Raw genomic sequence first — 22,325 nt, 5'->3', positions numbered from 1 at the left:
ATGAATGATTAAGTTCTAGCGCTTTTCGATGACTTGATCAATCAAACCGTACTCTTTAGCCTGCTCTGCAGACATAAAGTTGTCACGGTCTGTGTCTTTGGCAATTGTTTCAATTGTTTGACCTGTACGATCTGACAGAACTTTATTCAAACGCTCACGCAAATACAAAATTTCGCGGGCTTGAATCTCAATATCAGAGGCTTGACCACGTGCACCACCCAAAGGTTGATGAATCATCACGCGTGAGTTTGGCAAAGAAAAACGCTTACCCTTTGTACCAGCTGCTAATAAGAATGCACCCATACTAGCGGCCAAACCCATACATAAGGTGCTCACATCAGGCTTAATAAACTGCATCGTGTCATAAATTGCTAAACCAGCAGATACCGAGCCACCTGGAGAGTTGATGTACAAGGAAATGTCTTTCTCTGGATTTTCACTTTCCAAGAAAAGCAATTGAGCAATCACCAAATTAGCTGTTTGGTCATTTACCTCGCCAACCAAGAACACAACACGTTCTTTTAATAAGCGAGAGTAAATGTCATACGCACGCTCACCACGACCAGAAGTCTCAACCACCATTGGAACAAGTCCCAAGGCTTGGGTATCGAGTGCGCTGTTATTGATATTGCTCATATTGTTATGGTCTCCAGGGTATCAGTCAGCTTGATTACATCTTGCTTAGTTCTTCAAAGCTTACTGCTTTTTCTGTCACTTTGGCTAGACCTGTTACATATGCAACAACATTATTTTCAAGAACCAATGCTTCTACATCAGCCAAACGCTTAGGATCGCTGTAATACCAACGCATCACTTCTTTTGGATCTTCGTAGCTAGCAGACTGCTCTTCAATCTCAGCCTTAATTTGTTCTGGCTTAGCTTCTAAATTTTGTTGTTTTACCAACTCATTCAAAATCAAACCTAATTTCACGCGTTGCTCAGCTTGCGCAGTGAACAACTCAGCAGGAATTGGAGCATCTTTGGCATTTGGCACACCGCGAGCCGCCAAGTCTTGGCGAGCATTTGCAATCAAACGCTCTTGCTCTTGAGCAACCAAACCTTTAGGTACAGCCATTTCACATACTTTTGTTAAAGATTCCATTACTTGGCTCTTTAGCAAGGTTTGTGTGCGACGCGTTACTTCACGAGTCAAATTAGTGCGAATTTCTTCACGCATCTTAGCCACGCCTTCTGCAACGCCCAATGATTTAGCAAAATCATCATTCACTTCTGGCAAATGAGGCCACTCAACTTTATTCATCGTGATCGTAAAGTCAGCTGTTTTACCTGCAACATCTTTACCGTGATAGTCAGCAGGGAAAGCCAATGGGAAAGTCTTTGACTCGCCAGCTTTCAGACCTAGTGCAGCATTCTCGAATTCAGGCAACATGCGACCTTCACCCAATACGAATGAGAAGTTTTCTGCCTTACCGCCTGCAAACTCAACACCATCAATCTTGCCTACAAAATCAACGGTAACTTGGTCGCCAGTCTGAGCAGCGGTATTAGCACCGCCATTACCATGCGCACCCTCTTCACCACGTACATGGTAGTGAACGCGTTGTTTGCGCAAAATCTCTAAAGTTTTATCAATTTCTGCATCATTCACATCAGTGGTGTTGCGAGTAATTTCAACTTTTGACAAATCGCCAATAGTAACTTCTGGGAAAACTTCAAAAGTTGCGTCATAAACCACTGGATCAGCAGTCATATCGCTCTTAGGCTCAAGACGTGGTTGACCAGCAATTTTTAAAGATTCTTTTTTGCTGATTTCATAAAACAAGTTAGATGCGTGATCAAACTGAACTTCGAAATCAACTTGCATACCGTACTGGGCTTCAACCATTTTCATGGGAACCTTACCTGGACGGAAGCCAGCCATTTTGACTGTCTTAGATAATTTTTGTAAGCGCGCAGCGCGTGCTTTGTCAGTATCAGCTTTTGGAAAGCTTAGAGTAATTTTACGGTCTAAATTGCCGAGGTTTTCAATCGTTACAGACATGCTGGTATCCCGTTTAAGCTAAAAAAATGGAGGTGAATCAGGACTTCAACGAAAGCCTCTAATCCCCGCCTTTGGTACAACATTACAAAAGCTCACTATTCTACATGATGACAGGTAATTAAGCTCCTCCAAAAGTGCTTAAACCACGAGAAAACAAAGACTTAGTCTCCATCATGAAGCCCTACTCACTGGATTAATTGCCTAAAAATGTCATTTCTTTAAATTAGCCAAAGACAAATAGCTCTAGAGTGCGGGCCCAACGATGCCTATAAACTATGGTTAAAGAAAATTTGCTTTAAGGAAACCTTCATGAAAATGCTTCAAGAATTTCGTGCTTTTGCCATTAAAGGTAATGTGATTGATCTAGCAGTGGGTGTCATCATCGGTGGCGCTTTTTCTAAGATCGTCGACTCTTTAGTGGGCGATGTGATCATGCCCATCATTGCTTGGCTGATTGGCGGTAAATTAGATTTTTCTAACCTATTTATTGTTTTAGGCCATGCCCCAGAGAATGTGCCCATGACCTTAGATGCACTCAAAAAAACAGGTGTTCCTTTATTTGCCTATGGCAGTTTTTTAACTATTACACTTAATTTTGTTTTATTGGCTTTCATCATCTTTCAGATGGTCAAAATCATCAATCGCATTAAACTACAAGACGAATCAGAAACAAGTAACGTACCACCATCGACTCCTGAAGATATTCAGTTGTTAAGAGAAATTAGAGATAGTTTGAAAAATAAGGAATTGAAATGATTACAACCCCATCAGGTTTGCAATACGAAGATACCGTTGTTGGTAGCGGCGAGGAAGCTAAAAAAGGGCAGTACGTGTCTGTGCACTACACAGGTTGGCTTTATGAAAATGGTCAAGCTGGCAAAAAATTTGACTCAAGCAAAGATCGCAATGACCCATTTGAATTTCCTTTGGGTGGTGGCATGGTTATTAAAGGTTGGGATGAAGGTGTTCAAGGCATGAAAATCGGTGGCACACGTCGCTTGGTGATTCCTGCTGAATTAGGCTATGGCGCCTACGGTGCTGGTGGCGTGATTCCACCAAACGCTACTTTGCTATTTGAAGTAGAACTATTGGGCGTTTAAACGTTTCAACCAATAGCAAAAACGCCTCGATAGAGGCGTTTTTTTTAATGTCTTTAATTAATGGCGATGAGTTATTTTGATAAGAGTACGATCGCTTGCACAGCAATACCCTCACCTCGACCCAGGTGCCCCAAACCCTCATTCGTTTTTGCTTTGACATTCACATGACTTGGAGCAACACCCAAATCATGGGCAATGTTATTGATCATCTCAGGAATGTGTGGCGCCATCTTAGGTGCCTGGCAAATAATCGTGGCATCCACGTTACCTACCTGATAACCCGCAGCTTGTATCAGCGACAAGGTTGCTCTTAAAAGAACACGACTATCAACGCCTTTATAACGCTCATCAGTATCTGGAAAATGTCGACCAATATCGCCCAAAGCCGCAGCACCCAATAAGGCGTCTGTAATGGCATGAAGCAAGGCATCTGCGTCCGAATGACCTAACAAACCTTTATCGCAAGGAATCTTAACGCCACCCAAGATCAAATCCCTACCAGCAACTAAGGCATGTAAATCGTAGCCTTGGCCAATTCGGAAAGATGCTGTCGTCATCACTTATTCCCCATGCTGAGTATTTGATCCATTAGAGCCCAATCCTGCGGATATGTCACTTTTAAATTGCGCCACTCGCCAGGTACCAACAGAGGTTCGCAGCCAACTCTCTCCATGGCACTCGCCTCATCGGTCACATCAAATTTATTCTGGATAGCCTCACTTAAGGCTTCGCTCAATGCCTGAACGCGGAACATCTGTGGAGTTTGAGCTAGCCATAAACCTTGTCTTGGCAAAGTTTTGCCAATGCACTCAGGATTTTGAGTAGAGATCAACTTTAAGGTATCAGCCATCGGCATAGCCAGAATGCCACCTGAAACATAGACATGCTCTGTAACTGCCAAAATTAAACGTCTTGCAGCTTCGATGGTTAAACCAGGTCTTGCGGCATCATGAACTAATACCCAATCATCGGCACCAACTCCAGCAGAAGACATGGCACGCAATGTATTTAGAACTGTTTCTTGACGCGTCGCGCCACCTGTAGGACTTAAATGAAAGCGCGCATCACTTGGCCAGCTATCTGTTGGCAGCTCTTGCGCCTCAGGCGATACCCCCACCCAAATCGTCTTGATTTCTGACATAGATAAAAAAGTATTCAGAGCGTGCAAAGCCATCGGGCGACCAGCCAAAGACTCAAACTGCTTAGGCGATTGAAAGCCCATTCGGCTTCCAGTACCCGCACAGGGCATCAAGACATGCAGTGCGGGAGTGGTTTTTTGACTGGTTTGTGCTGAATTCATACCCCAATTCTATAATGTCTAGCTTATGCAGAAGTTATCGGCTGATTCTTTAGCCAAATCCAGTTGCGTGACATGGTCACCCCCCCTACCCGGACCACGGGATGGGCAGCGCTTTACCATCAATAATTTAATCGGTTCAGCAGATGCTGCCGTAATTGCTCAACAAGCTTTAGAACACCGTCAGTCTTTCTCTGTGATGGTCATCATTTGTGCCAATGCACTAGATGCCGCCAGATTACAAGAGGAAATCCCCGTATTTGCGCCACAACTATCAGTCCGTTTGCTACCAGATTGGGAAATACTGCCGTATGACGCCTTTTCACCTCACCAAGATTTAGTATCCGAGCGTCTAGCTACTTTGCATGAATTACTCACAGGCTCTTGCGACATTGTTTTGATGCCAGTGACCACAGCATTACAAAAATTAGGTCCCCCCAGCTTTTTAGCCGCACACACATTTTTCTTCAAAAAAGGTGACAAGCTTGATGAGATGGCTTTACGCCTACAACTCCAACAGGCAGGCTACGACCCAGTTAGCGCTGTTGTTCGTCCAGGTGAATACAGTTTGCGAGGTGGTCTAATTGATTTATTCCCAATGGGCTCAGCCCTACCTTATCGCATAGATTTATTTGGCGATGAAATTGATCAAATTAGATCATTTGACCCAGATAGCCAAAGAAGTTTGTTTCCAGTTAAAGAAGTACGACTGTTACCTGGCCATGAATTCCCCATGGACGAAGAATCACGCACGGCATTTCGTGGTCGCTGGCGGGAAGTCTTCGATGGTGACCCAAGTCGCTGCAGCATCTATAAAGATATTGGTCTTGGCATTCCAAGCGCCGGCATTGAGTCATACCTACCGCTTTTCTTCGAAACGAGTGCTACATTTTTTGATTATTTGCCGATGGCAAAGGGTCCAGTTTGGCTAGGCATTCACGGTGAACTTGAAGCAAACATCAAAGGCTTTTGGCAAGACACACAACAACGCTATAACTTTTTAAGTCATGACTCATCAAGGCCTGTTTTAGACCCCAAGCAACTTTATCTACAGAATGATGAGTTATTTGCATTACTTAAAAATCACCCACGCCTTGTACTAGATAAAAATAGTGCTAACGATGAACCAACATTTTTTCAGTTACCAGATGTCTCAGTTAACCGCAAAGATGCTGACCCGATTAGCAAGCTTAAATATCTCGTTAACAACACCAACTCACGCATCATCATCAGCGCTGATAGCGCAGGACGTCGTGAGACCATTCGACAACTTCTAGAAGAAAATCAACTTAAAGCTCACCAATCTGATAGCTTGATCGACTTCCTAGTCAGTGATGCAAAACTAGGCATTACCCACAGTGATATTCATGATGGTTTTGTTTCACAGCATGCCAAATTAATTGTTATTACTGAGTCAGAACTCTTTGCTGCCAGCGCTAGAACACGTCGCAAAGGTAAGGACAAAGAAGCTAGCAATGTTGATACGCTGGTCAAAGATTTATCAGAACTAAAAGTGGGTGATCCTGTTGTCCATGCGGAACATGGTATTGGTCGCTATCAGGGCTTGATCCTATTGGATGTTGGTAATGGCGAAGAAGAGTTTTTACATTTACTCTACGCTAATGCAACGACCCTCTATGTTCCAGTTCAACAACTGCAATTAATTTCTCGCTACGCTGGAGCTGACCCAGAAACAGCACCACTTCATCAACTTGGCTCTGGTCAATGGGAAAAAGCTAAACGCAAAGCGGCACAACAAATACGCGACACGGCTGCAGAACTACTTAACCTATACGCTGCTAGAGCTCTACGTAAAGGCCATGCCTTTGAATTCTCAGCCCATGACTATGAAGCCTTTGCTGAAAGCTTTGGCTTCGAAGAAACAGCCGACCAAGCTGCTGCGATTGCTGCAGTAATACAAGACATGACTAGTGGCAAACCAATGGATCGCTTGGTATGTGGTGATGTTGGCTTTGGTAAAACTGAGGTTGCACTACGTGCTAGCTTTTTAGCGGTGATGGGTGGCAAACAAGTGGCCATCATGGCACCAACTACCTTACTTGCCGAGCAACACGCTGAAACGTGGAAAGATCGTTTTGCAGACTGGCCAGTAAAAATTGTTGAGTTATCACGCTTTAAGACAACCAAAGAAATCAATGCTGCTCTAGAAGCTATGGCCAAAGGTGAAGCAGACATTGTGATTGGTACACATAAATTATTCTCTGCTGATGTGAAATTCCCTCGTTTAGGGCTGGTCATTATTGACGAGGAACATCGCTTTGGCGTGCGTCAAAAAGAAGCACTAAAGTCACTGAGGGCTGAAGTAGACGTTCTCACCCTCACAGCCACCCCCATCCCTAGAACCTTGGGTATGGCACTAGAAGGATTAAGAGACTTCTCTGTGATTGCTACTGCACCACAAAAACGACTAGCGATTAAAACGTTCGTACGCCGCGAAAGTGACGGCATTATTCGTGAGGCAGTTTTACGCGAAATAAAACGTGGCGGGCAGGTTTATTTCTTGCACAACGAAGTCGATACGATTGAGAATCGCAAACAATCCTTAGAGAAACTACTTCCGGAGGCTCGCATCGTAGTGGCTCATGGCCAAATGCATGAGCGCGACCTCGAGCGAGTCATGCGTGACTTTGTCACACAACGTGCCAACATATTGTTATGCACCACAATTATTGAAACTGGTATTGACGTGCCAACCGCCAACACCATCATCATGCATAGAGCAGATAAATTTGGCTTGGCCCAGTTACATCAATTGCGCGGACGAGTAGGACGTTCACACCATCAGGCCTATGCTTATTTGACCGTACCCGATCCAGAAGCTCTAACTAAACAGGCTAAGCTACGTTTAGATGCCATCCAAGCAATGGAAGAATTAGGCTCAGGATTCTATTTAGCCATGCACGATCTTGAGATACGCGGTGCGGGTGAGGTTCTAGGTGACAAGCAATCTGGCGATATTTCTGAAATTGGCTTCCAACTCTACACAGAGATGCTCAATAAAGCAGTTAAATCTCTCAAGAGTGGCAAAGAACCCGACTTAATGGCGCCAATGGAAATCATTACTGACATTAGCTTAGGTGTTCCCGCCCTATTAACGAACGACTACTGCCCTGATGTGCATGAGCGCTTATCACTATACAAGCGCCTATCTGGTGTTGAGACACATGAAAAATTAATTGAAATTCGAGAAGAATTGGTCGATCGTTTTGGAGAACTTCCAGAGCAAGCTCAGTCACTATTTGAAACGCATCGCCTACGTTTGAACATGTCTCGTTTAGGTATTAAGAAAATTGATGCGAATCCTGTACAAATCACTATTCAATTTATCCCTAACCCGCCAATTGATCCAATTAAGATTATTCAGCTAGTTCAGACCAATAAACGTATTCAACTCAATGGCCAAGATAAATTAAAAATATTGCCAGCGGATAAAGAAGCATTTATGACGCTCACTCAACGCTTAGAGGCAATTAGACTACTCATGAAGCATTTAGGCGATACTGTCGTTAAAGAAGAAACCTCGAAAACTTGATTATGCAAATTGCTCTATTTCATACAACATCTATTCAAGAACAACTCATTCGTGAAATTGACAAATCTCACGCCATTAAAGCTCGTTCAATTAAAACCAATAAAACGATTGTTTTAGAGCTGAATGAAATACTTGATCTTGAACAAAGAAGCCACCTAAGAAATCTTGGCGTATTACATCAGACAGACATCGGCTTCCTACCTAAGCATTTTGCACCTGGCAATATCAAAGTATTGGCCATGGACATGGATTCAACACTCATCAACATTGAATGCATTGATGAGATTGCAGACGCAGTTGGCAAAAAGAAAGAAGTATCAGAAATCACAGAAGCCGCTATGCGCGGTGAAATCAAAGACTTTAGCGAGAGCCTACGCCGTCGCGTGGCATTACTCGAGGGTGTTCCTGCAAGCTCATTAGAAGGCGTATTTAAAGAACGTTTGCGCCTCAACTTAGGCGCAAGAGAATTGATTGCAGGCGCACATCAAAAAGGAATTCATACCCTATTAGTCTCTGGTGGTTTCACATTCTTCACGCAAAAACTCCAAGATGAACTCGGCTTATCTGAAACACATGCAAACCAACTAGAAATCATTAATGATCAACTAACAGGCAAAGTACTCGGCAATATCGTAGATGGCGCTGCTAAAGCAGCCTATGTTGAGGCTCGCTGCCTGGCCTTGAATACTAATAAACATGCTGCAGTCACCATGGGTGACGGCTCAAACGATTTGCCGATGATGCATGGTGCAGGCCTATCGATTGGTTACAGAGCCAAGCCTATCGTTAAAGAGAAAGCTGATATGGCTTTTGACCATGTAGGCCTAGATGCTTGGTTAGACCTTTTATAAAAATATTGAGGAACAAGATGCAATTACTTCACACAATGCTAAGAGTTGGTAATTTAGATCGCTCTATTGAGTTTTACACCAAGGTGATGGGTATGAATCTACTCAGACGAACTGAGCGCCCAGAACAAAAATACTCTTTGGCATTTGTTGGCTATGAACAAGGCAATGTCTCTAACCAAGCTGAAATTGAGCTCACCTACAACCACGGTGTTGATAGCTACGAGCTTGGCACAGCTTATGGTCACATAGCTTTGGGAGTCAAAGATCTCTATAAGACTTGTGAAGATATTAGAGTTGCTGGCGGAACAATCACGCGTGAACCAGGACCCGTTCAGGGAGGCAATACTCTGATTGCCTTTGTACAAGACCCTGATGGCTACAAAATTGAATTGATTCAGAAATAAAGAAATACTTAGTAAGAAATTACTATTTCTGGGGGCTGTTTTATGAAACAGCCCTTTTTATTTCTTTTTCCTTATCTTTTCTAGCTTTTTCTTCTTCAGCAGTTTCTTGCAATAGGTCCGTTACCACTTCTTCCATACGGATATTGTCCTTAGGACAAATGGGGGCTCCCATGGTTGCCCATTTTTTTAATAGGCTGACCTCATAACCACATTGAGAACATTTGGCCTTAGCTCGCTGGGTATTGTTGGCGCGTGGCGGCGGGAAAACAATCGCCTTATGTGGATACTGACCCAAGCGCTCTGCCACCATCATTAAACGAACTTTTAGTTCTTCACTAGCATGAGCACTTCTAGCCGGACCTTCCAAGCCAACGCACTGAGCAATCTCTTTAAAGTCCTGACCATGTCCACTATGACAATCATCAATCGCATGACATAACTCATGCACCAATGTATCCAAAACATCAACAGGGTCATCAATTTTGGGAGAGACAAATATCTCATTGACCATATCTCCTGAGCGCTCTTTAGGCCAACATTGGCCCAAGGTTGTTCTGGGGCTACTAGATGCTGGCCATCCGCAAGATACCTTCACTGGAGGAATGGCAAAACCTGCTTTTGAGAAAGTTGGCTCAAGGGCATGCACTGCAGCTTGAAGCCAAGATTCACGGGTTGTGTGTGATTGCGCTATATTCGTGGACATGTTGTTAAAAAAATTACCTATTTATTTACTTTTATCGCTTGCCATAACAGCTTGCGATAGAAATGATTATGTTACATGGCATTGCAAAGTAGATGCCACCAATCCGGATGAAAAACCTCTCACCATGATCCTTGAGGGCTCCACCATGAAGGTTTCTCAACAAACTTACAACTACTGCGGCAGTTTAGGTCCTACTAGCTATTTTGATCTAAACTGCTCTGGCTATGCTGACCAATCAGCTATTAGCTTCATCTCAAAAACAGGCACTTGGAAAAAAGGTGCCGAAACACTCAGTTGCGTATCCCTATGACAAACTCTAACAATCCAGACGCAACCTCTAACTCGTCCTTGTCAGTCAATGATGAGAACTCCGACTCACCTTGCATCGGTATTTGCTCAACATTATTTGATGATATTTGCCAAGGTTGCGGCAGAACAGCAATCGAAGTTTGTAACTGGGTATTTATGACTCCTGAGGAGAAACAAGCCATTTGGACTCGCATCACCTCAGAAGGCACTGCTATGCGCTTTACCAGAAAAGATTAACCCTCGATTGATTGACTAGCCAAGTACTCTTCGTAAGTGCCCTCAAAATCAGTCACACTACCATCGTGACGAATTTCTAGAATACGGGTTGCCAAACCTGTGATGAACTCACGGTCATGAGAAACAAAGATAACCGTACCATCATATTTCTCTAATGATGTTTGCAAACTCTCAATGGATTCCATATCCATGTGGTTTGTTGGCTCGTCCATAGCTAAGATGTTATGTCTTTGCAACATCAACTTACCCCAAATCATGCGGCCTTTTTCACCACCAGAAATAACTCTGACAGACTTGCCGATTTCATTGCCTGAGAAAAGTAAACGACCTAAAGTGCCGCGAATGATTTGATCATCATCACCAGGTTTTGCCCACTGCCCCATCCAGTCCAACAAAGTCATGTCGTTAGGAAAGCATTCACTGGTGTCTTGTGGCATATAGCCAACATCTGCATTCTCTGACCATTTAACCGTGCCATTATCTGCAGCGATACCGCCAAAACGCTCGCTCAAAATTGACTTTAATAGCGTTGTCTTACCAGCACCGTTTTCACCAATGATGGCAACTTTTTCACCCGGCCTAATGATGATTTTAAAATTCTTAAAAATATCTCTTTCATACGTTTTTGCTAAAGACTCGCATTCAACAACGATGTTGTGTAATTTCTTGTCGTATTCAAAACGAATGAATGGGTTCTGACGTGATGAAGGCTTGATTTCAGCAACTTCGATTTTCTCCAACTGACGCTGTCTTGAAGTGGCCTGACGAGCCTTTGAAGCATTTGCAGAGAATCGACGTACGAAGGCCTGCAACTCCTCAATTTTCTCTTTAGCCTTAGCATTGTTTGCTAGTTGCTGACTGCGTGCTTGCATTGAAGCCAGCATATATGAATCGTAGTTACCTGGGTAGACAGTCAAAGTGCCGTAGTCCATGTCGGCCATATGAGTACAGACCGCATTTAAAAAGTGGCGATCATGCGAAATGATAATCATGGTGCTATTTCTAGCATTCAGAATATCTTCTAACCAATGGATCGAGTGAATATCCAAGTTATTGGTTGGCTCATCTAACAACAATACGTCTGGATCTGAGAAAAGTGCCTGGGCTAGTAAAACACGTAGTTTCCAACCAGGTGCCACTTCACTCATAGGACCATTGTGCTGCTCAATAGGAATACCAATACCTAAAAGTAATTCACCTGCTCTTGCTTCTGCTGTGTAGCCACCATATTCCGCAAACTTAGTTTCTAGCTCAGCAGCACGCATGTAATCTTCATCAGTTGCTTCTGGATTTGCGTAAAGTGCATCACGCTCAGCTGCAGCGTTCCACATATCCTCATGCCCCATCATCACTACATCAAGCACTCGCTTATCTTCATAAGCAAATTGATCCTGACGCAATTTACCTAAACGAATATTTGGCTCAAGCGATACATTGCCTGCTGATGGCTCAAGATCCGAACCTAAAATTTTCATGAATGTTGATTTGCCACATCCATTGGCACCAATCAAACCATAGCGGTTGCCACCGCCAAATTTGACAGAAATATTTTCGAATAAGGGCTTCGCCCCGAATTGCATGGTGATATTTGCTGCTGAAAGCACGTTATTTGCCCGTAAAAGTGTGAGACAACCAAAGCCGTCTATTTTAACCAATCCACTGCATCAGTAGAGAGAATCTGTATTAGGCGCAGTTAGCCTTAAGAATATAGCCTGATGAACTTGCCGATAGGTTCGCAGTACGACCTACTGGCAAGGTTAGCTTGTCTGGGCAGTGCCCAAATGGCAAACCAGTTAAAACCGGTACAGAATCGCCTAAGCGCTGACGAATTGCGTGAAGCGCAGCATTCAAATCATATCCACGATCAACGTCACTTAGGCGATAGGATGAGATGTCACCCAAAATCACCGCTTTTTGCTGCCCCAAGTAACCTGCATCGATTAATTGTTGCAACATGCGCTCAATACGATAAGGATGCTCATTAACATCCTCAATAAATAAAATACCACCCCTCACCTGATCTATAGATGGCAAATACTCTGTCCCTAAAAGAGATGTGATCATGGTCAAGTTACCACCCCATAAAACTGCATCAGTCACCCCTAGAGGCTTAGCCATCACTTGCGGAGCAATCACTTCTACTTCGATGACTTTTTCTGACATGGCATCATGAAAATGCTTCCAAGTAAATTCAGAAACATCGCCACAAAAATCATAACTAAACATAGGGCCAGCAAAACTTGGCGCACCTGTTTTGGCAAAAAGAGCCAAACAAAATGCGGTGAAATCGCTATGACCAACTATCTTTAAACCTTGGCTCACTTGATTAGCAATGCCAGCCCAGTTAATTTGGTCCAATAAGCGACTTAAGCCATAACCACCGCGCAAAGCCATCACTACCTGATCAGGAGAAATAAGGGCTAAATCGTTAATCTCTTTTAGACGCTCATGATCTGCACCAGCAAATCGTTGAAATTGTCTGCGACCACACTCAAGATTGGTCACCTTGATATTTTTTTGTTTAAACCAAGCTTCGCCATTCGCCAAAACACTGGCGTCGGGCAATGATCCTGAAGGAGCAATGAGGTGCAAATTCATGAAGCTTAGGCTCTACGTTCTTTAAAAAAGTCTTTTAATACTTGGGCGCACTCTTCTGCCAGCACGCCCCCTTCAACCATTGTATGGTGATTTAACTGTGGATTGTCAAACAGATTGAGAACACTGTGCACGCAGCCAGTTTTAGCATCTGCCGCACCATATACCACCCTAGATATCCTAGCATGCATGATGGCGCCACAGCACATCATGCAAGGCTCCAAGGTAACGTATAGAGTCGTATTAGGTAATCGGTAATTGGATAGATTTTGGCCAGCCGCTCTTAAAGCCGCCACTTCGGCATGAGCGCTTGGGTCATTATTACTGATGGGTTGATTATGACCCGTGGCTATAACCTGATTATCAGACACCAATACAGCGCCAACAGGTACTTCGCCTAAAGCACGAGCTTTTTGAGCCTCCACTAGAGCCAACTGCATGAACTCTAGATCTTGCTCATTAGGCATGAACATCTGCCCAACAGTTAGGAGTTTCGTATAAACGCAAACGGCTTAAATTTAAACGACCGCCAAAGCGCTCTTTAAAGATTGGTTCTAAAGTTGAAAATGCTGTTTGAGCAAGATTTTCAACGGTTGGGATTGAATCCATCACCACTGTTTTGTGATTAGGGATGCTGGCTAAAAAGTTAACCAAGGCATGATCTTCTTTGGCGACTAAAAAAGCATGATCCCATTTTTGAACGATTTCTTCATTGGTGATTTTTTTAATATCACCAAAATCCAACACCATGCCATCATCACCATGGCCCTGATGACTCAACACATTACCCATTAAAGTTACCTCGATAACATAACGATGGCCATGCACATGCTTGCAATGTCCGTCATGATGCGGAATTCGATGACCGGCATCAAACTCTAGGCGACGGGTAATTTCAATTTTTTTATTCATATTCTTCTGCTTAACGGATACCCAAAATTTTATGAGTTTGGGTACTTAAACGCCATAAGGGACGAGATTGGCAGATTTTAATGGCTAATTCAGTATTAGCTGCCTTATTCGGTCCATCTAATGGCTGAAGAAAATGATGTTTAAACGACATTTTTTCAAAGCGTGCGAGCAATTGCGGCAATTTGCCCTCATGTCCAAACTGAGGAATCACAAGCTTTAACTCATCACCTTGAACCTGAAGTAGGTCTGAACCATGCTTAGGACTCACACAAATCCAATCAATACCCGCAGGTGCGCGCATCGTGCCGTTTGTTTCTATAGCAATTTTGAATCCTAATTGGTGCAACTCATCAATCAAAGATTTATCTAACTGCAACAGTGGTTCACCACCAGTAAACACCACATACTTGTGATGAGGATCGCCATCACCCCAAGTGTCGTTAATTCTTGAAGCTAATTGCGTGGCTGTCTCAAACTTGCCGCCACCATCACCATCTGTGCCAACAAAATCTGTGTCGCAAAATTGACAGATTGCAGAAGAACGATCCTCTTCACGACCCGTCCAAAGATTACAACCACTAAAGCGGCAAAAAACTGCAGCACGACCTGTTTGAGCGCCCTCGCCCTGAATGGTCAGAAAAAGTTCTTTGACGCTATAAGTCATCAGACTTGATTATTCCCACTCCGTAGTTACACGGAGAAAATTTACTTTGTAAACAATAGCTTGCATAAATTTATTTATTTGTGTGTAACTTTTGTGTAACAAAAAGAATTACTGAAAAGCAAAAGCTTTAGATGATGTTTGGAATTTTACTAGCAATAAGTTACACAATGTGTAAAACGTAAAACAGAATTAAAAATACATGGCAATACGTTTAAACGATTTTCAGTTTGCTACTTCTTAAAGTCTTCAGCTAGAGAGGTCGGCCTCTGGGCTTTAATTTGCCCCATGAATTCGACATTGAATTCATCAGTCACAGGGATATTCTAGGCGTTACTTAAGTAACGGTTGAATCTGAAAATCACACAAAAGAGTGAAAAAGTGAGGTTTCCAATTAGATTCAAAGCATAAGGAGCATGACCCCAGAAACCTCAAATTAATATTGGATCCATCCATTTTGGATAATCGTTTATCCGCTCAATTAATATCCCACCTTTAAAAATTGCGGAAGGGATGTATTCAGGTGATCCAACAGACCCTTCTTGGCTATTATCTATAGCAATAGCCACAGTTGCCACCTTCATTGCCAACTTCATATTCTCTATAACCCGAGGATAACGCTCAATGATTTTTTCATATGGAACGTCGTGACCACCATTTGCAAATCGCAACTGCACACGCTCATACGATTTATCTGGCGAGTCTAAACCAATAAAAAATAAAATTACCGTATAACCAAGAGAAATTGCCTGCTCCATTAGGGAAACTTTGCTTATATGGGACGCAACAGTCTCAAAACAAAAGTCTCTGCGAGATTTAATGGCAACCTCTCGCTGTTGGTCGGCCTCTAATCTTGCCAATTCAGAGAATTCTTGTGGTGAGCGTACAAGTCCCTCATCGGAGTATTCGCGCTTTATTTCTCGCTCAATGTTATCGGCATTAATATACTCAAGGCCCACATCATCAAGAAATGGTTTTAAAACCTGCTCATAACATGTGGTCTTTCCAGCTCCATTGTGGCCTGCTATTACTACAAGCAACGGCCCACTATTAGCTTCTAATACTTTGCTAATTTCATTTTGGAATTTCTCAATTAGAGAAGACACTGTTTAAGAGGATTTTTTTGTACTAGCCACGGGGAACTTAGTAAGCGCCCTACCTAATGCTTCCCCAATTCTTCTGGTTTTCTCAGTTCGAATTGATTTTTCTCTATCTCCAAAAGAGTTCATAAGCGCATGAAAACTCAAAGCACTTTGTTCGTTTAGATTTTCTTTGGATAGCACATTTATTAACGTCTCCCCGGTTTCAATCGGAATAGACAATATATTTATTGATAAACTCCCTAATGCAATCCACTTCTCAGCCAATTGATAAACCTCTTTAAGGCGCCCCATTTTATGCACTCGAATGCGAGCTGCATCATCCAAAGAATTCCACAGATAAATTGTAGGCCGTTCAACCCTTAAGATTTGAGCAAGCTGCGTCACATTTGGAAGCCATGCTTCACGTATCACACTCATCATTTTTTTTGGTGTGATAAATTGGCCCAAAACTGGAGTGCCCACCACCTCAAAATTTCGTGGCAATACATATGTATTAATTTTGTTAGCCATACGGGTATTTAACCTTGAACGCAAAACTAGCACCCGCTCATTCTCAGTCAAAGGTTTGCTGATATGTTGCTCCCACCAGACTCTAGATAAACCACTAGATGCACCTGTACCAGGCTCTTGAAAATAGGCTATCTCAGGAGCTGCATCATTATCAAAAGGGAGCGCTCCAGTGCCGGCCGTCCACTGATGGCTAGGGGCTGCAAAATCAACATAGCGTAGAGAATTACTTATCATATATTACTGTTCCAATTTAGGGTCGCCCCACTTTTGTCTCGCATCATCAGTGATGATGGCGCGAAATGCATTAGATAAATCTTCGTGAATTGAGATAAATCTATCACGCAGATCTATTGCTGACAAAACACCAGAAACGTCCTCCATTCTGTCCATATCCAAAATTACACTCGTTTTTTCCGGATTTATTGACTGAAGCACAGATTTTTTAATCTGCAATGATGCAATGTCTGGCGGCAATGGGGGCGCTCCACGCTGCTGAAATAATTGCACTCTCAATTTTTGGTTATCCCGCGTGTAGTCACAAACAGCAAAACGATTCGTTGAAGTCCAACCATCCAGACCAAGCCCGGAGGCCAAAGGTGGATTTATATACTCGCTAATTGCTTCAATATTCTCGGTTTGAAATAAATCAACATACCGCAGCCCAAGGCGCTTTAGATACAAAGGATGTTGATTTGTCAAAGCCTGCAATGATCTAAACCAGTCTGCTTCGAAAAAATCAGAGTATTGCTCGTATTCAGTTACCGTATAAGTTAACGATCCAGAATCCAAACGAAGGCATTTGGTTTCATCAGCATTTTTAAATTCAAAGTACTTGAATGCCTGCACTTCAGGAGATACATCTAGCTGCCCAACATCAGTGGGTCGAACATTAAAAGGAAGTATTTGCTGTTCATTGAACCTTGGATAGTCTTGCTGTATCAAAGCTTGAAAGCCCTTTGCCATAGCCTCCCACCCAATAAACGATTCAAACCGAACCTGCGCCAAAACCATTATCAGCGGAGAGTGCGGCCAGCTCCCCATTGGTTTTACTGTCATTAATATCCCCTAAACTATTGTTTTGTATAGATAAATCTAAAAAAACATGCTTAGTTAAATTTTCGAAAGTACGGTAGTAAGCATCTGTAAAGTATTGTTTTACACATAATATTACACATTTCAACATATATCGACACTTTAATTCGAAAATATTGTTGCTCTTTTGCCCGCCTCTCTTAGCGCACTTACTTTTTACCCATGTAATAGCTTGAGATCATTGAGAATTTTTCGAGGCTCCGTTCCTGTTAATCCGCAGGCTTCTAATCCTGTTTAGGGCCCGGATCCGACTCACGAGATTCGAACTTTGTGCAATAAGCAATCACACAGCAAATCGTTTCAAACGAATTAGTGAGCACACTTTAGTGCTGTGATCTCTTTAAGATGGTTGCTTACCACCCTATCCAGGTAACTATCATTTTGAGTAGTTACCTGTATGTGTAACATTCTGTGTAACTTAATTTTTTTATTCAACAAAATCAGTCATTTAAGAAATGACTGATTACTGTATTACGTGGAATTTATCTATATAAATCAATAGGTTACAAAATTCCCGTCATTCCCACTCGATCGTGGCTGGTGGCTTACCGCTAATATCGTAGACAACCCGGTTAATACCACGGACTTCATTAATGATCCGATTAGATACTCGACCCAATAAATCATGCGGCAAATGCGCCCAATGAGCCGTCATGAAATCTTGCGTTTGCACAGCGCGCAATGCAACGACATACTCATAAGTTCTTCCATCGCCCATCACACCAACTGATTTAACTGGCAAAAATACAGCGAACGCCTGGCTAGTTAAGTCATACCAAGATTTACCACTGTTTTCATCGATGGTGGAACGAAGCTCTTCAATAAAGATAGCATCAGCTCGGCGCAATAAATCAGCAAACTCTTTTTTTACTTCACCCAAGATGCGCACTCCTAAGCCAGGGCCTGGGAATGGATGACGGTAAACCATCTCGTGAGGCAAGCCCAATGCAACGCCTAATTCACGCACTTCGTCTTTGAATAGTTCGCGTAATGGCTCCAATAACTGAAGCTTCATATCCTCAGGTAAGCCACCTACGTTGTGATGGCTCTTGATAGTATGAGCACCCTTTTTACCTTTACCGGCAGACTCGATGACGTCTGGATAAATGGTGCCTTGTGCAAGCCACTTAGCATTCTTAATTTTTCCAGATTCAACTTGGAATACTTCAACGAATTCTTTACCAATGATTTTGCGCTTAGCTTCTGGATCAGAAACTCCTGCCAATTCACCCATAAACTGATTGGTAGCATCTACGTGGATTACTTTAACGCCCAAGTTCTTGGCAAACATGTCCATCACCATCTTGCCTTCGTTTAAGCGAAGCAAACCATGGTCCACGAACACACAAGTTAACTGAGCACCAATCGCACGATGAATCAAAGCAGCAGCAACACTTGAATCAACACCACCAGACAAACCTAAAATAACTTCATCACTGCCAACCTGTTTGCGAATCGATGCAACAGCTTCAGCAATGTAATCACCCATGACCCAATCTGTGCCACAGGCACAAATTTGATGAACAAAACGCTCTAGAATCGCTTTACCTAAAACAGTATGTGTTACTTCAGGGTGGAATTGAACAGCATAAAAACGACGGTCTTCATCAGCCATACCCGCAATCGGGCATGAATCAGTCGATGCCATTAACTTAAAGCCGGCAGGGAGTTCAGTTACTGAGTCACCATGACTCATCCATACCTTCAAAATGCCATGACCTTCAGGTGTTGTGAAGTCCTGGATATTTTCTAATAACTTGGTATGACCTCTTGCACGAACTTCAGCGTAACCAAATTCTCTTGATTTACCTAAAGATTCAGCCGTTGCAACCTGACCACCCAACTGTGCAGCCATCGTTTGCATGCCATAACAAATACCTAAAACAGGCACGCCCAAATTAAAAACAATTTCAGGTGCACGAGGCGTGTCGCCCTCTGTCACAGAACTTGGACCACCGGACAAGATAATGCCTTTACAACCCTGCTCCTTGACAAACTTTTCAATAAAGCTTGGATCTACATCATAGGGATGAATTTCTGAATAAACGCGTGCTTCACGAACGCGTCTAGCAATCAATTGGGTCACTTGTGACCCAAAGTCCAAAATTAAAATCTTGTCGTGCACAGTAATCCTAAATATGTGACAAATTAGTCGAATTAATCGATGTGGTAGTTAGGTGCTTCTTTAGTAATTTGCACATCATGAACATGTGACTCGCGCATACCTGCAGAAGTGATCTCAACAAAACCTGCTTTTTCATGCAACTCAGAAATTGTTTTGCATCCACAGTAACCCATTGAAGAACGAATACCACCAGTTAATTGATGAACAATCGCTAAGACGCTTCCTTTATAAGGAACACGACCCTCAATACCTTCTGGCACCAACTTATCAACGTTAGCACTGTTATCTTCTTGGAAGTAACGATCTGCAGCACCATCCTTCATGGCACCTACTGAACCCATACCACGGTAGCTCTTGTATGAACGGCCCTGATACAAGAACACTTCACCTGGAGCTTCTTCAGTACCTGCAAACATACCGCCCATCATCACGCAATGCGCACCAGCTGCTAAGGCTTTAGAAATATCACCAGAGTAACGAATACCACCGTCAGCAATCAATGGCACGCCTGTACCTTTAAGAGCTTCAGAAACATTCACAACAGCTGTGATTTGCGGAACACCCACACCAGCAACGATACGAGTTGTACAAATAGAACCTGGACCAATACCAACTTTCACACCATCAGCACCATGAGCCACCAAAGCTTTAGCTGCCTCACCGGTTGCAATGTTGCCGCCGATAACCTGAATCTGTGGATAGTTCTTTTTAACCCACTTCACACGATCCAATACGCCTTGACTATGACCGTGAGCTGTATCAACCACGATGACATCTACGCCAGCTTTAGCTAATAACTCAATACGCTCATCATTGTCTGGGCCAACGCCTACGGCTGCACCAGCAATCAATTGACCACGACCATCTTTACTGGCCAAAGGATGCTCTTTGGCTTTAAGAATATCTTTAACAGTGATCAAGCCACGTAATTCAAAATTGTCATTAACGACCAATACGCGCTCAAGACGATGCTTGTTCATCAAGCGCTTTGCTTCTTCTGGTGATGAACCTTCCTTGATGGTCACAAGACGATCTTTAGGTGTCATCTTGTCACGAACCTTCGCATCCAAGTCTTCTTCAAAACGTAAATCGCGGTTGGTGATAATACCCACCACTGTTTTGCCCTGAAGTACTGGGAAACCTGAGAAACCATGTTCTCTGGATAAATTGATTACATCGCGAACTGTCATATCCGGTGAAATCGTGATTGGATCACGCAACACACCAGATTCGTAACGCTTCACCTTAGCTACTTCACGAGCTTGCTCAGCAGGCGTTAAGTTCTTATGAATAATGCCCACGCCGCCCTCTTGAGCCATCACAATCGCTAAGCGACCTTCTGTGACTGTGTCCATTGCAGCAGACACGAGTGGAATATTGATCGAAATATCACGAGTCAGTTGAGTACCCAACTGAGTATCACGTGGTAGAACCGCTGAATAAGCGGGAACTAGAAGCACATCGTCAAATGTAAGTGCTTTTTGTATGAGTCTCATGCAAAACCCCTATGCGCAAAAGCGAATTATAGAGGTTTTATGACTGTTTGCTCAAAAAACGCCCTTTTCTACCCGCCGCCTTAGCCTGCAAGCGGTTATCTAGGTTCTTGTTAGCCTTTTTGCGGCGAGCCTCCATCGGATCAATAAGTAGCTCGCTATATAGCTCTAAGCGATCCCCTTCGTAGATGGGGCTATCCCAGTCCTTGCGCTTGCCAAACACGCCAAAACAGCCTTTTCTGGCGATATTTGGATCTTTTGCAGAACTGGCAATATTCAACTGAATCAGCGCCTGGCCTACGGTCACAGGATCATTTTCGGCAAAACTCAGCTCAACAGGAGTCATAACAGGATCTCCTTGGCAACAATCACAGAGCAAGATGTTCAACTTATGCCCCATACACTTGATCAGCTCTCTTAACAAAACCATCCACAAAAGTACCTGCAATCATGCCAAATACCGGGCCAATGATCTTTTCTAACAAAACGCTCTCAAATTCATAATGCAATTGAAATTCGATTTTGCAAGCATCCTCTCGCAAAGGCATGAAACGCCAGTTGCCATGGAATTTTTTAAATGGTCCGTCTACAAAGCTCATATCAATGGATGTAGGACGAGTATTTATGTTCCGAGTATGGAAGAATTGTTCCAATCCCTTAAATTTGATATGGATTTTGGCGTCTAGAATCTCCTCAGTTTGCTCATAGATCTCCACACCACCGCACCAAGGTAGGAAATCTTGATACTTAGCCACATCAATGACCAAGTTATACATTCTCTCTGCAGAATGCCCAATGAGTACTGTCTTAAATACGTCTGCCATAATCTCGTATTCTAACGATATAAATATATGAGCATCATTGATAACAAAAAAGCCTTTTTCGACTACTTCATTGAAGAGCGATTTGAGGCAGGAATGGTCCTACAAGGATGGGAAGTTAAAGCCATCCGGGAAGGTCGCGTTCAAATCAAGGAGGCTTATGTGGTTATACGTGATGCAGAGATTTATCTGATTGGTTGCCATATCAGCCCCCTCATCTCAGCATCCACCCATGTTTTAGCTGACCCAGGTAGAACCAGAAAACTACTTCTGAATGCCATTGAAATTAAAAAATTGATTGGTAAGGTAGAGCAACGCGGCTATACCTTGGTGCCACTCAACCTTCACTTCAGTAAAGGTCGCGTCAAATGCGAGATTGGTCTGGGTCGCGGTAAGAAGCAACACGATAAACGCGAAGCCTCAAAAGATAGAGACTGGCAAATAGAAAAAGCCCGAATTATGCGTTCGGGCTCCAAGATAGCGGACTAACGTAGTCCGCTTTTTTATTGCTGTTGTTTTGTTACTTAGCCAATAAAGTCCAAGTATCCACAACGCTA

General features: G+C 43.1%; 25 protein-coding genes. 8 read left to right on the top strand and 17 right to left on the bottom strand.

What is annotated here, in order from left to right; translation table 11 throughout:
* Positions 1–15: 15 nt before the first annotated feature.
* Both clpP and tig read right to left on the bottom strand, forming a co-directional pair.
* Positions 16–636: an ATP-dependent Clp endopeptidase proteolytic subunit ClpP gene (gene clpP / locus CFR83_RS00125; protein WP_088811907.1), complete on the bottom strand. Its 621-nt coding sequence runs from the start codon at positions 634–636 to the stop codon at positions 16–18.
* Between the two features lie 34 nt (positions 637–670).
* A complete protein-coding gene (gene tig, locus CFR83_RS00120) occupies positions 671–2,002 on the bottom strand; it encodes a trigger factor (protein ID WP_088811906.1) in 1,332 nt (443 codons plus the stop codon).
* A 309-nt stretch (positions 2,003–2,311) separates the two neighbouring features.
* On the opposite strand from tig, the gene mscL reads away from it, so the two are divergent.
* Positions 2,312–2,758: a large conductance mechanosensitive channel protein MscL gene (gene mscL / locus CFR83_RS00115; RefSeq protein WP_088811905.1), complete on the top strand. Its 447-nt coding sequence runs from the start codon at positions 2,312–2,314 to the stop codon at positions 2,756–2,758.
* Complete coding sequence (locus CFR83_RS00110) at positions 2,755–3,102, top strand: FKBP-type peptidyl-prolyl cis-trans isomerase (RefSeq protein ID WP_088811904.1); 348 nt, start codon at positions 2,755–2,757, stop codon at positions 3,100–3,102. The genes mscL and CFR83_RS00110 overlap by 4 nt, the downstream gene beginning before the upstream one ends.
* A 71-nt stretch (positions 3,103–3,173) precedes the next feature.
* On the opposite strand, the gene ispF is transcribed toward CFR83_RS00110, so the two are convergent.
* Together ispF and ispD are read right to left on the bottom strand one after the other, a co-directional pair.
* Positions 3,174–3,659 (bottom strand): 2-C-methyl-D-erythritol 2,4-cyclodiphosphate synthase, encoded by a 486-nt coding sequence (ispF, locus tag CFR83_RS00105; protein WP_088811903.1) that lies wholly within the window; start codon positions 3,657–3,659, stop codon positions 3,174–3,176.
* The gene (gene ispD, locus CFR83_RS00100; protein ID WP_088811902.1) at positions 3,659–4,402 is read right to left on the bottom strand and encodes a 2-C-methyl-D-erythritol 4-phosphate cytidylyltransferase; all 744 of its coding nucleotides are present in this window, start codon (positions 4,400–4,402) and stop codon (positions 3,659–3,661) included. The genes ispF and ispD overlap by 1 nt, the downstream gene beginning before the upstream one ends.
* A 25-nt stretch (positions 4,403–4,427) precedes the next feature.
* Between ispD and mfd the strand changes: the two genes are divergently transcribed.
* The 3 genes from mfd to gloA are packed head-to-tail and all read left to right on the top strand — an operon-like array spanning position 4,428 to position 9,207.
* The gene (mfd, locus tag CFR83_RS00095; protein ID WP_088811901.1) at positions 4,428–7,952 is read left to right on the top strand and encodes a transcription-repair coupling factor; all 3,525 of its coding nucleotides are present in this window, start codon (positions 4,428–4,430) and stop codon (positions 7,950–7,952) included.
* 2 nt (positions 7,953–7,954) lie between these two features.
* Positions 7,955–8,803, top strand: coding sequence for a phosphoserine phosphatase SerB (gene serB / locus CFR83_RS00090; protein ID WP_088811900.1), 849 nt, complete (start codon positions 7,955–7,957; stop codon positions 8,801–8,803).
* Positions 8,804–8,820: 17 nt separating this feature from the next.
* A complete protein-coding gene (gene gloA, locus CFR83_RS00085; RefSeq protein WP_088811899.1) occupies positions 8,821–9,207 on the top strand; it encodes a lactoylglutathione lyase in 387 nt (128 codons plus the stop codon).
* Positions 9,208–9,247: 40 nt separating this feature from the next.
* On the opposite strand, the gene CFR83_RS00080 is transcribed toward gloA, so the two are convergent.
* Positions 9,248–9,910, bottom strand: a complete 663-nt coding sequence (locus CFR83_RS00080) for a SprT-like domain-containing protein (RefSeq protein ID WP_088811898.1) — start codon at positions 9,908–9,910, stop codon at positions 9,248–9,250.
* Between CFR83_RS00080 and CFR83_RS00075 the strand changes: the two genes are divergently transcribed.
* Both CFR83_RS00075 and CFR83_RS00070 read left to right on the top strand, forming a co-directional pair.
* Positions 9,909–10,220: a hypothetical protein gene (locus tag CFR83_RS00075; protein ID WP_088811897.1), complete on the top strand. Its 312-nt coding sequence runs from the start codon at positions 9,909–9,911 to the stop codon at positions 10,218–10,220. The genes CFR83_RS00080 and CFR83_RS00075 overlap by 2 nt on opposite strands.
* Positions 10,217–10,456, top strand: a complete 240-nt coding sequence (locus tag CFR83_RS00070; protein ID WP_088811896.1) for a DUF1289 domain-containing protein — start codon at positions 10,217–10,219, stop codon at positions 10,454–10,456. Before CFR83_RS00075 ends, CFR83_RS00070 begins: the two co-directional genes overlap by 4 nt.
* On the opposite strand, the gene CFR83_RS00065 is transcribed toward CFR83_RS00070, so the two are convergent.
* The 12 genes from CFR83_RS00065 to CFR83_RS00010 form a co-directional block, all read right to left on the bottom strand.
* Positions 10,453–12,060 (bottom strand): ABC-F family ATPase, encoded by a 1,608-nt coding sequence (locus CFR83_RS00065; RefSeq protein WP_088811895.1) that lies wholly within the window; start codon positions 12,058–12,060, stop codon positions 10,453–10,455. The genes CFR83_RS00070 and CFR83_RS00065 overlap by 4 nt on opposite strands.
* 79 nt (positions 12,061–12,139) lie before the next feature.
* A complete protein-coding gene (locus tag CFR83_RS00060) occupies positions 12,140–13,054 on the bottom strand; it encodes an LD-carboxypeptidase (protein WP_088811894.1) in 915 nt (304 codons plus the stop codon).
* A 5-nt stretch (positions 13,055–13,059) separates the two neighbouring features.
* Positions 13,060–13,524, bottom strand: coding sequence for a tRNA adenosine(34) deaminase TadA (gene tadA / locus CFR83_RS00055; RefSeq protein ID WP_207758539.1), 465 nt, complete (start codon positions 13,522–13,524; stop codon positions 13,060–13,062).
* Complete coding sequence (gene queD, locus CFR83_RS00050; protein WP_088811892.1) at positions 13,511–13,963, bottom strand: 6-carboxytetrahydropterin synthase QueD; 453 nt, start codon at positions 13,961–13,963, stop codon at positions 13,511–13,513. The genes tadA and queD overlap by 14 nt, the downstream gene beginning before the upstream one ends.
* 10 nt (positions 13,964–13,973) lie before the next feature.
* Complete coding sequence (gene queE / locus CFR83_RS00045; RefSeq protein WP_088811891.1) at positions 13,974–14,627, bottom strand: 7-carboxy-7-deazaguanine synthase; 654 nt, start codon at positions 14,625–14,627, stop codon at positions 13,974–13,976.
* Between the two features lie 428 nt (positions 14,628–15,055).
* On the bottom strand, positions 15,056–15,730 hold the full coding sequence (locus tag CFR83_RS00040; RefSeq protein ID WP_088811890.1) for an ATPase: 675 nt from the start codon (positions 15,728–15,730) through the stop codon (positions 15,056–15,058).
* A 3-nt stretch (positions 15,731–15,733) separates the two neighbouring features.
* Complete coding sequence (locus CFR83_RS00035; protein ID WP_088811889.1) at positions 15,734–16,471, bottom strand: hypothetical protein; 738 nt, start codon at positions 16,469–16,471, stop codon at positions 15,734–15,736.
* Positions 16,472–16,474: 3 nt separating this feature from the next.
* A complete protein-coding gene (locus CFR83_RS00030) occupies positions 16,475–17,293 on the bottom strand; it encodes a TIGR04255 family protein (RefSeq protein WP_088811888.1) in 819 nt (272 codons plus the stop codon).
* 553 nt (positions 17,294–17,846) lie between these two features.
* Positions 17,847–19,454, bottom strand: coding sequence for a glutamine-hydrolyzing GMP synthase (gene guaA / locus CFR83_RS00025; RefSeq protein ID WP_088811887.1), 1,608 nt, complete (start codon positions 19,452–19,454; stop codon positions 17,847–17,849).
* A 32-nt stretch (positions 19,455–19,486) separates the two neighbouring features.
* Positions 19,487–20,950, bottom strand: a complete 1,464-nt coding sequence (gene guaB, locus CFR83_RS00020) for an IMP dehydrogenase (protein WP_088811886.1) — start codon at positions 20,948–20,950, stop codon at positions 19,487–19,489.
* A 37-nt stretch (positions 20,951–20,987) separates the two neighbouring features.
* Complete coding sequence (locus CFR83_RS00015) at positions 20,988–21,293, bottom strand: RnfH family protein (RefSeq protein ID WP_243383288.1); 306 nt, start codon at positions 21,291–21,293, stop codon at positions 20,988–20,990.
* 43 nt (positions 21,294–21,336) lie between these two features.
* On the bottom strand, positions 21,337–21,771 hold the full coding sequence (locus CFR83_RS00010; protein WP_088811884.1) for a type II toxin-antitoxin system RatA family toxin: 435 nt from the start codon (positions 21,769–21,771) through the stop codon (positions 21,337–21,339).
* A 27-nt stretch (positions 21,772–21,798) separates the two neighbouring features.
* On the opposite strand from CFR83_RS00010, the gene smpB reads away from it, so the two are divergent.
* A complete protein-coding gene (smpB, locus tag CFR83_RS00005) occupies positions 21,799–22,257 on the top strand; it encodes an SsrA-binding protein SmpB (protein WP_088811883.1) in 459 nt (152 codons plus the stop codon).
* The last annotated feature ends 68 nt before the right edge of the window (positions 22,258–22,325 follow it).

The sequence above is a fragment of the Polynucleobacter victoriensis genome (genome assembly GCF_900187875.1).
GTDB classification, from domain to species: Bacteria; Pseudomonadota; Gammaproteobacteria; order Burkholderiales; family Burkholderiaceae; genus Polynucleobacter; species Polynucleobacter victoriensis.
This window is presented reverse-complemented; position numbering and strand designations above follow the sequence as displayed.